Annotated in this window: 8 protein-coding genes and 2 pseudogenes; all 10 read left to right on the top strand. The window is 58.0% G+C overall.

Translation table 11 applies throughout. From position 1 onward, the window contains the following. A pseudogene (locus CHC02_RS30360) lies at window positions 1-495 on the top strand (DUF2345 domain-containing protein); the annotation flags it as partial. Beyond that, on the top strand, window positions 492-2,393 hold the full coding sequence (locus CHC02_RS29555; protein WP_089394918.1) for a phospholipase D-like domain-containing protein: 1,902 nt from the start codon (window positions 492-494) through the stop codon (window positions 2,391-2,393). The pseudogene CHC02_RS30360 and the gene CHC02_RS29555, both read left to right, overlap by 4 nt. Continuing rightward, window positions 2,393-3,676 (top strand): SEL1-like repeat protein, encoded by a 1,284-nt coding sequence (locus CHC02_RS29560; RefSeq protein WP_089394919.1) that lies wholly within the window; start codon window positions 2,393-2,395, stop codon window positions 3,674-3,676. Before CHC02_RS29555 ends, CHC02_RS29560 begins: the two co-directional genes overlap by 1 nt. Further along, window positions 3,669-4,958, top strand: a complete 1,290-nt coding sequence (locus CHC02_RS29565) for an SEL1-like repeat protein (protein ID WP_244906824.1) — start codon at window positions 3,669-3,671, stop codon at window positions 4,956-4,958. Before CHC02_RS29560 ends, CHC02_RS29565 begins: the two co-directional genes overlap by 8 nt. Next, complete coding sequence (locus CHC02_RS29570) at window positions 4,951-6,240, top strand: SEL1-like repeat protein (protein WP_089394920.1); 1,290 nt, start codon at window positions 4,951-4,953, stop codon at window positions 6,238-6,240. Before CHC02_RS29565 ends, CHC02_RS29570 begins: the two co-directional genes overlap by 8 nt. Next, complete coding sequence (locus CHC02_RS29575) at window positions 6,233-7,522, top strand: SEL1-like repeat protein (RefSeq protein WP_176450358.1); 1,290 nt, start codon at window positions 6,233-6,235, stop codon at window positions 7,520-7,522. The genes CHC02_RS29570 and CHC02_RS29575 overlap by 8 nt, the downstream gene beginning before the upstream one ends. Before the next feature lie 147 nt (window positions 7,523-7,669). Further along, a complete protein-coding gene (locus CHC02_RS30115) occupies window positions 7,670-7,999 on the top strand; it encodes a hypothetical protein (protein WP_139210282.1) in 330 nt (109 codons plus the stop codon). A 95-nt stretch (window positions 8,000-8,094) separates the two neighbouring features. Beyond that, the gene (locus CHC02_RS29580) at window positions 8,095-8,352 is read left to right on the top strand and encodes a PAAR domain-containing protein (protein WP_089394921.1); all 258 of its coding nucleotides are present in this window, start codon (window positions 8,095-8,097) and stop codon (window positions 8,350-8,352) included. A 150-nt stretch (window positions 8,353-8,502) separates the two neighbouring features. Further along, the gene (locus tag CHC02_RS29585) at window positions 8,503-8,982 is read left to right on the top strand and encodes a hypothetical protein (protein WP_089394922.1); all 480 of its coding nucleotides are present in this window, start codon (window positions 8,503-8,505) and stop codon (window positions 8,980-8,982) included. A gap of 747 nt (window positions 8,983-9,729) precedes the next feature. After that, window positions 9,730-9,872, top strand: a pseudogene (locus tag CHC02_RS29595) (hypothetical protein); the annotation flags it as partial.

A 9,872-nucleotide genomic window follows, 5' to 3' on the forward strand; every position in this document is an offset into this window, starting at 1 on the left:
CACGGCATCGAATCCGGCACCCAGGGTGACTACCTGATCAAGTCGGCGCACTTCGACCACCAAGGACCGGCCAGCATGCCGGCTACCCATCCGGAATATCCGAAACTCGACGCCGCTCAGCGCATAAAACTTCGCATCGCGCGCGCCCCCACGGCTACACAGTCCAATTGGGCCGGCATGCCCTACACCCTGTATGCCGATGGCGCGCCGCTCCAGCAGGGTGTGCTGGACGATACCGGTTATCTCGCCTTCGACCACCAGATCGTCACTCAGCAATATTTGTTGGAGCTGGCAAACGGTGTCAATTACCGGATTCCAATACCCGAGCAATACAGCAACCCCGAGCAGGGTCATTTGGCCAATATGGGCTTCCAAAATCATCCATCACCCACCGACGACCCAGAGATTGGTCCACCCGCGCAGCACACAGACCATCGCAACGACTATGCCGCCTTGCTGAAAGAAATCGCCAAACGGGCCGGGGATGAATCATGACCAAGTGTGAAATCGTAGCGCCACTTTCCCTGCAATACAGCAACGAGGCTACTTGCAACTCTCCCTGGTTCGTCAAAGACACCGAGTACAAACCCAGGCCTGCCAGTTACAAGCCTCTGATCAATGGCGAAGAGGCCTTCCGCGCTGTGCACGAGGCCATCGCCAAGGCGAAGAAGTCCGTGGACATCATCTGCTGGGGCTTCCAGCCGTCGATGTATTTCATTAGGGATCGCAGCGCCCCCAGTATCGGCGAGCTGCTGATGAACAAGGCTAAAAAAGACAAAGTGCGCGTGCGCATCCTCGGCTGGGAAGCTCCCTTCAATTTGGCCGGATACTTCGCAGGGGAATCCAACCTGCCGGGTAAAGGGTATGTACGAATCGGAGACCGTGCCGGGCAAACCGCGACCAACGAACAATATGCTTACGACCGTAAGTGGTTCGATGAATGCTCAGCCGGGGACAACCAGGCAGCGGATTGGACAAAGGCTTGTCCTGTCTTTGTCAGCCGGGGCTTCGATCCTTTGCAACGAACTGAGATTGCTTATCAGGCGGCCTTGCATAGCCTCGACCCTGCCCTCAGCAAATTGACGATTGCATTTTTGGCTGGAGCCGCCACCCACCACCAGAAGACCGTTCTGGTCGATTATGAAATTCCCGAACTCGCTGTCGGCTTTGTGATGGGCCACAACATGCTCGACGAGTACTGGGACACTGACCAGCATTCGGCTTGGGGGCGCACCCCTACCGACAGGCCCGCCGCTAATGCGGGGGCGCGTGGTCGACTACCGCGGCAGGACATCTCCAGTCGCGTCACTGGTCCGATACTGGCTCACCTACATCACAACTTTGCTACTGGCTGGCGAGTGGAGACGGGAGAAAATCTGTTCGTTTCACGAAATGCCGAGGCGGTTGCGCAGCAGTTGCCTCTTGGCAAAGAGGGCACACCGCTCATGGCTCAGCTTTTGCGTACCCAAGCACAGGAGCGCCAGCGGAATATCGAAAGCCTCTACCTCCAGGCCGTCAACAACGCCACCCAGTTCATCTACATCGAAAACCAGTACTTCCGCTGGCCAGCGTTGGCCGATGCCATTCTGAAAACCGCCAAGAAACAGACTAATAAAGGCCGCGACCCCGGCTTGCACGGTGCACTGCACCTGTTCGTGGTTACCAATGCCAACGAGGAAGGCGTAGGCCCCGGCATCGTCAACACCCAGCGTATGCTCGAACTGCTGGGGCGCGAAGACGGCATGCCGGAAGTCACCAAGCTACGCCGTATCGACCAGGCCAAAGAGCGCGCCGCCGAACAGGAACCGGCTTGGTCCGAACGCCTTGAGCGCAAGGCCACTGAGTGGGTAACAGCCTTACCTGACGCACTGAACGGGACAGACCTGGGTGAAAGAGCGCGCGACGCCCAGCGCCAGGCCGACGAACAAGCACGTCAACGCAAGGCCGAGCTGGAGCGGGAAGTCGAAGCCATCAAGAAGAGCGAAATCAAGCGCCCACCCGAGCGGCCCGGCCTGAAAGTCCATGTGTGCTCCCTGGTGGCCAAGGACTCCCCCGCCGACGCCTGGATGCCGGTGTACATCCACTCCAAGCTGATGATCATCGACGACGTCTTCACCACCCACGGCTCGGCCAACATCAACACCCGCAGCATGCAGGTGGACAGCGAGATGAATATCGCCCATGAGGAAATGGCCGTGACGCAACCCATGCGGCGGCGATTGTGGGATCTGCATACCAATGGAAAAGGGGCGCAGGATGACCCGAAAAGCGCTTTCGATGTTTGGCAGAAGGTAATCAATGATAACAAGGGGTTGCAATCAAAGAGACAACCTCCCTTGGCACCAATTATCGAGTTCTACTTCGACCCCACCGAACTGAAGAATCAAGACTGATGCGCCGCCTCCTCCTGCTCGCCTACCTGCTGCTCGCTGCCTGTGATGGCGGCAGCGCCGTCAATGCCCCGCAAAAGGAAATCGCCGTGGACCCACTCACCCAGATTCGCACCAACCTGGCCTTCACCTGCAAGCACGAAGCGTTTCCCCAGCCCACGGCGGACAGCGACACGCTGTTCCACTACGCCCGCTGGCTGCAGAAAAACAACCAACTCCAGGAAGACCCGGCCGTGGATGTTCAGGTGGAGAGGCTCTACCGCATTGCTGCCGAGCACGGTCACGCCAAGGCCAGTATCAACCTGCAGAACGGTTCCATGCAGGGCGTCTTCAAGTTGCGCAGCGATGAGCAACTACGCCTGGCCGAGCAACTGATCGAGGCCAAGGTTGGCGCCGGCTATGCCTTCATTGCCATCGGCCTGCAACAGGGCGCGCTGGGGTTGGCGCAAGATAACGAGATGGCCCTGCGGTATTACCGCAAGGCCGCTGACATGGGCAGTCCGGAAGCTCAGGCTTATGTGGCTGACAAGCTAGCGCCTAGTGATATGGCTCCGGATATCGCTCGGCAGATGCGACACTGTGCAGCAGAACAGGGCAATGGTGAGGCAGCTAATGCTCTAGGGGTGGATCACAAACTTGAAAGGGAATACCGAGAAGCAATTGAAGCATTTCAAATGGGTGTCGCTGCCGGTGATGAAACCTCTGCGAGCGTCTTAAATGAGGGTTTTCGCAACCCTCCGGCCTCCAATACGCTTGATTATCTCAATCTTAACGAAGACCTAGAACGGGCTGATCGTTACAAAGCTATCTGGAACATTCTCGCGGATTACTCCTACGCTTCGCCCACAGTCCCCGAGATCAATGACATCCTGCCGCTGCCACCCGCCAAGTTGCCGCCTTGGGACGGCAAACTGAAATGGCTGGAAGAGCGCAAGGCCAATATCCCACCGCCCAAACCCAGTGAGGCGTTGATCGAGCAGTTGGCCAAGGCCAAGGGCCTCGATCCCGCCACCGGCAAACCGTTGCCTGGCTCGCAAGCCTTTATCCGCACCACCAATTACCAGATCTGCCACAGCGGCCAGCCCTGCCCGCGTGCTGGCTATTGGCGGGTGCTCTGGTCCGCCGACCGCACCATCGTCAAGACCGACACTGTTCGCCTGTTCAAGGAAGGCGACATCCTCCCCACCTGGGACGTCAAGCGTTTCATCGTCCGCCCTTGGCCGCTGAAGGATAAAACCACGCTGACTAACGAAGCCGTGGAATGGAGCTTCTACGGCGATGCATAAGGGCTTTGTGGTGTGGGGTCTCTGTCTGCTGCTTGCCGCCTGTGATGCCGGCAGCACCGCCAAGGCTCCGCAAAAGGATACCGCTGTGGACCCGCTCACCCAGATTCGCGCCAACCTGGCCTTCACTTGCAAACACAAAGAGTTTCCTCCACCCACGGCGGACAGCGACACGTTGTTCCACTACGCCCGCTGGTTGCAGAAGAACAACCAGCTCCAGGAAGACCCGACCGTAGATGCTCAGGTGGAAAGGCTCTACCGAATCGCTGCCGAGCACGGTCATGCCAAGGCCAGTATCAACCTGCAGAACGGTTCCATGCAGGGCGTTTTCAAGCTGCGTAGCGATGAGCAACTACGCGTGGCCGAGCAACTGATCGAGGCCAAAGTCGCCGCCGGCTACGCTTTTGTTGCTATCGCCCTGCAACAGGGAGCACTGGGATTAGCCCAGGACAACGACATGGCCCTGCGGTATTACCGCAAAGCTGCTGACATGGGCAGTCCGGATGCTCAGGCTTATGTGGCTGACAAGCTGGCTCCCAGCGATATGGCGCCGGATATCGCGCGGCAGATGCGCCGTTGTGCGGCGGAGCAAGGCAATGGCTCGGCCGCCAGTGATCTTGGGGTGAATCTCAAGAACAATAAAAGATATAGGGAGGCGCTAGAAGCATTCCAATTGGGAGTGCAAGGCGGAGATGAAAGCTCAGCCTCCTTTCTGAGCGACGGTTTTCGCAATCCTCCTCCTACCGATACCCTGTACTACCTCGGTCAACAGGAGGACGTAGAACGAGCTAATCGTTACAAGACCATTTGGCGCATCCTCGCGCGTTACTCCTACGCCTCGCCCACAGTCCCCGAGATCAACGACATCCTGCCGCTGCCACCCGCCAAGCTGCCGCCGTGGGACGGCAAACTGAAATGGCTGGAAGAGCGCAAGGCCAATATCCCACCGCCCAAACCCAGCGAGGCGTTGATCGAGCAGTTGGCCAAGGCCAAGGGGCTCGATCCCGCCACCGGCAAACCGCTGCCTGGCTCGCAAGCCTTTATCCGCACGACCAATTACCAGATCTGCCATAGCGGCCAGCCCTGCCCGCGTGCTGGCTATTGGCGGGTGCTCTGGTCCGCCGACCGCACCATCGTCAAAACCGAAACCATCCGCAAGTTCAAGGAAGGCGACATCTTCCCCACCTGGGACGTCAAGCGCTTCATCGTTCGCCCCTGGCCGCTGCAAGACAAAACCATCCTGACTCACGAAACCGTGGAATGGAGCTTCTACGGCGATGCATAAGGGCTTTGTGGTGTGGGGGCTCTGTCTGCTGCTTGCTGCCTGCGATGCTGGCAGCACCGCCAGTGCCCCGCAAAAGGATATCGCCGTGGACCCGCTCACCCAGATTCGCGCCAACCTGGCCTTCACTTGCAAACACGAAGAGTTTCCTCAATCCACAGCGGACAGCGACACTCTGTTCCACTACGCCCGCTGGCTGCAGAAGAATAACCAGCTTCAGGAAGACCCGACCGTAGATGCTCAGGTGGAAAGGCTCTACCGAATCGCTGCCGAGCACGGTCATGCCAAGGCCAGCATCAACCTGCAGAACGGTTCCATGCAGGGCGTCTTCAAGCTGCGCAGCGATGAGCAACTACGCCTGGTCGAGCAACTGATCGAGGCCAAAGTCGCCGCCGGCTACGCTTTTGTTGCTATCGCCCTGCAACAGGGTGCGCTGGGATTGGCGCAGGACAACGACATGGCCCTGCGGTATTACCGCAAGGCTGCTGATATGGGCAGTCCTGAGGCACAGTTCTATGTAGGTGAAAAATTGGAGCCCATTGATGTAGAACCACAAGTGGCGATGCAGATGTTTCGTTGTGCAGCCGAGCAGGGGGAAGGGAAGGCTGCACTGGCTCTGGGGATTTCTCTACAAATTAACAAGCAATATCGTGAAGCGTTAGAAGTATTCCAGCTTGGCGTCATGGCGGGGGATGAAATCTCGGCGGGAAAATTAGGTAAGGCTTTTCGTAACCCACTCCCTTCCAATAGCCTGCACTACCTTGGGTTACAGGAAGACCCCGAACGCGCTGATCGTTACAAAGCTATCTGGAGCATTCTCGCAGATTACTCCTACGCCTCGCCCACAGTTCCCGAGATCAATGACATCCTGCCTCTGCCGCCTGCCAAGCTCCCCGCGTGGGATGGCAAACTGAAATGGCTGGAAGAGCGCAAGGCCAATATCCCACCGCCCAAACCCAGTGAGGCGTTGATCGAGCAGCTGGCCAAGGCCAAGGGGCTCGATCCCGCCACCGGCAAACCGCTGCCTGGCTCGCAAGCCTTTATCCGCACGACCAATTACCAGATCTGCCACAGCGGCCAGCCCTGCCCGCGTGCTGGCTATTGGCGGGTGCTCTGGTCCGCCGACCGCACCATCGTCAAAACCGAAACCATCCGCAAGTTCAAGGAAGGCGACATCTTCCCCACCTGGGAGGTCAAGCGTTTCATCGTCCGCCCCTGGCCGCTGAAGGATAAAACCACGCTGACTCACGAAGCCGTGGAATGGAGCTTCTACGGCGATGCATAAGGGCTTTGTGGTGTGGGGTCTCTGTCTGCTGCTTGCCGCCTGTGATTCCGGCAGCAGCGTCAATGCCCCGCAAAAGGATACCGCCGTGGACCCACTCACCCAGATTCGCACCAACCTGGCCTTCACCTGCAAGCACGAAGAGTTTCCTCAATCCACAGCGGACAGCGACACTCTGTTCCACTACGCCCGCTGGCTGCAGAAGAATAACCAGCTTCAGGAAGACCCGACCGTAGATGCTCAGGTGGAAAGGCTCTACCGAATCGCTGCCGAGCACGGTCATGCCAAGGCCAGCATCAACCTGCAGAACGGTTCCATGCAGGGCGTCTTCAAGCTGCGCAGCGATGAGCAACTACGCCTGGTCGAGCAACTGATCGAGGCCAAAGTCGCCGCCGGCTACGCTTTTGTTGCTATCGCCCTGCAACAGGGTGCGCTGGGATTGGCGCAGGACAAGGACATGGCCCTGCGGTATTACCGCAAGGCCGCTGATATGGGTAGCCCCGAAGCGCAGGCATACGTGGCCGATAAGCTGGCGCCTAGCGATATGGCCCCGGAGATTGCGCGGCAGATGCGCCGTTGTGCTGCTGAGCAAGGGAATGGGAAAGCAGCACGTGCACTTGCTGTCGATCTTCAATATGGACGGCAATATTCAGCGGCAGTTGAGGCCTTTCAATTGGGGGTGGCAGCCGGTGACGAAACTTCAGCGGGGTGGTTGAGCGACGCCTTTCGTAATCCCCCTCCCTCTGATGGCCTGAATTATCTAGATCAAGCTGAAGACCTAGAACGGGCTGATCGTTACAAGACCATTTGGCGCATCCTCGCGCGTTACTCCTACGCTTCGCCCACAGTCCCCGAGATCAATGACATCCTGCCGCTGCCACCCGCCAAGTTGCCGCCTTGGGACGGCAAGCTGAAATGGCTGGAGGAGCGCAAGGCCAATATCCCACCGCCCAAACCCAGTGAGGCGTTGATCGAGCAGCTGGCCAAGGCCAAGGGCCTCGATCCCGCCACCGGCAAACCGCTGCCTGGCTCGCAAGCCTTTATCCGCACGACCAATTACCAGATCTGCCACAGCGGCCAGTCCTGCCCGCGTGCTGGCTATTGGCGGGTGCTCTGGTCCGCCGACCGCACCATCGTCAAAACCGAAACCATCCGCAAGTTCAAGGAAGGCGACATCTTCCCCTCCTGGGAAGTAAAGCGCTTCATCGTCCGTCCCTGGCCGCTGAAGGACAAAACCACCCTGACTCACGAAACCGTGGAATGGAGTTTCTACGGCGATGCTTAAGGGCGGGTTGGTCTGGGGGCTTTGCTTGGCACTGGCCCGTCGCAGCGGGTTCGCCACTGCCCGGCCGGCAGCGCTGGATTCGCTCTCAACCATCAATGCCAAGCACTTCATTGATCACTGTTCGCCCCATATTTAACGAGTTAAAGCATGAGCAAATTGTTGAGTGGTAGATACTGGTTAGCCATAGGTGTGGTGTCAGCCACTGTTGGGCTGTGTCTCGCCTTCTTTAGCGTTGCGGCAGTTGGGTTGTCTGTTAGCGGAAGCGGCTGTGGTCGTCAGTGCGAAGAAACAGTGGCTGCCTGCACTTATTTTGCCAAGTGGTTTCTAAGTCTGGCTGTGTTTTCCGCCGTTTTCTCCGTGAGCTTGATATGGATACAGAAGGTTCCCGTATCGGGTGGTTGGAGAGTCGTCATTACGACGTTCAACCTACTGATGCTGTTGGTATGCGGAGTTGTGCTGTTCTTGCTCGCTGAATGAGTTTCCTAAGGACTCAAGCGCTAGCCTTCAATCACTCTCTCGGGGCGATTTAAGTGCATGACGGCGCTCAAATACTTCAATAGAAGGGGCAATTCATGAAAGGTGTTATCCGCATCGGCGACAAGAACACCAGCGGCGGCACTGTGCTGGAGGGTTCGCAAACCATGAAGTTCCACGGCATTGGTGCGGCACGCGTAGGGGACAAAACAAGTTGCCCGGTGCACGGCCCCACCGTGGTAATGGAGGGCCATCCGGTATTCAAGGATCACGGTGTGCCGGTGGCGTTTCATGGTCATCGCTGTGCCTGCGGTTGCGCACTGCTGACGTCATTGCCTGAGGCCACAGCGAGCTGACATGCCGGTGAGATTGGATAGGGTGCCGGCGCCTGCTGTGCGGCCGTCACCTATACGTTTCTGGCGGTGGCTGATCGGGCTGCGCCGTTCCTGGCGTTGGGCCTTGGGCTGACGCTCTGGCGCGGCGGTGCGTCGCTGGAGCAGCAGCCGGTGAAGTTCTGGTTCGTGGTTTTGGGCCTGTCTTTCTTGGCGTGGTGTGTGTTGGTGGCGCTTCGCCTACTGGCCTATTGGGGGGCGGAGGCCGCCGCCAATGGCTGGGATCGAGCCCGCGAAGCAGAGCTGTTGCAGATGATGCGCCGAGGCCGGCGCTCGCAGCAGGTACTGGCGGTCAGCCTGCGTACGGCTCTTGGTGCTGGTGAGATGCAATGCTCCGCGTTGATCAAGGGCGAGACCGCACTGCGGGCGCAAACGTCCTGGCAGGAGCGCTCGGCGCGGCATAGTCGCCTTGCTGTCGATGAAGCACTGCCGCTGGTGGAGCGTCTCCGCGAGCAACTGGTGGGGGTACTGGAAGAGTTGGCTGTAACGCTGGAGAAGTTGCCGGCGAGCAGACCCCTGGCGTTAGTGCTGGAGCCCAGTAGCGCAGTCGAAGAACAGCAGTTGTCCACACCGCATGGCCTGTGCCGGGTGTGACTTCAACTTATCGAAAGCGAGCGCAAGGGCTCAGGCATTGGAAGGCAAGTCGTCTATCGGTCGGTACTTGGAGTCTGTGCCTCTGGCCCCTGATGAGCGAGCCATTGCCGAAGGCGACTTGGAAAAGCTGGAGAGTGTCATTCGTAAGCTCGATAACGTGCCCACCCTGGATGGCAGGACACCAAGCGAAATTGGGCTTAAGAACCAGAGTGGTTGAGGTGCCATATTCCGCTTTTCGACTCTGGCAACGGCAAGTACTGGATTGCCTCCGGTACGAAAGACATCCCCGGCTTACGCTTTGAGTACCCTTCTTCTCAAGGCATTTTCTGAGTCAGATCGCAAGACGTTTCCCAAATATTCTTTTAGCAAAATTTTGCCATTGAAGAAATTATACTGGGTAGTAATTATCAACCCAAATTAATTCCTCAGGCCTGCCTAGGTTGCCGCCTTTCGTAATTTCAGACGAATCCTATAGAACGTTCTGGTGATTGCGGTTTAGTTTATTTCATAGAAGTAACTGCGATTTCAGACCATTGCGCGTCATGGCTGTTGTTAATTCCCAACAGCAGCCCGTACGTGCATTGGAACAAGGGACTGTAAAGCAAGATCACGATGCCATTTTCACAGTGGAAGGTATGGACCTGTCGATGGTCTCGCAGATGCTCAATCGAACGCCTTAGCAAGGATCGCTCCATGGCCCAGTTCACTCGCCTCCGCCTCAATCCGAATCGCGCCCAGCCCCTGATCGAGTTCTGCCTACTGCTCGGTAGCGGCGCCCGCAACATCGACAACCTGCTCAACCAGCAAATCCTGCCGGTGCTCAGCCAGCAACTGCTGCAGCGCCAAACGACGGCCGTCACGCACGGCTACAGCGCTGATGACGGTATCGC

The organism is Pseudomonas delhiensis (genome assembly GCF_900187975.1).
Lineage (GTDB): Bacteria > Pseudomonadota > Gammaproteobacteria > Pseudomonadales > Pseudomonadaceae > Pseudomonas > Pseudomonas delhiensis.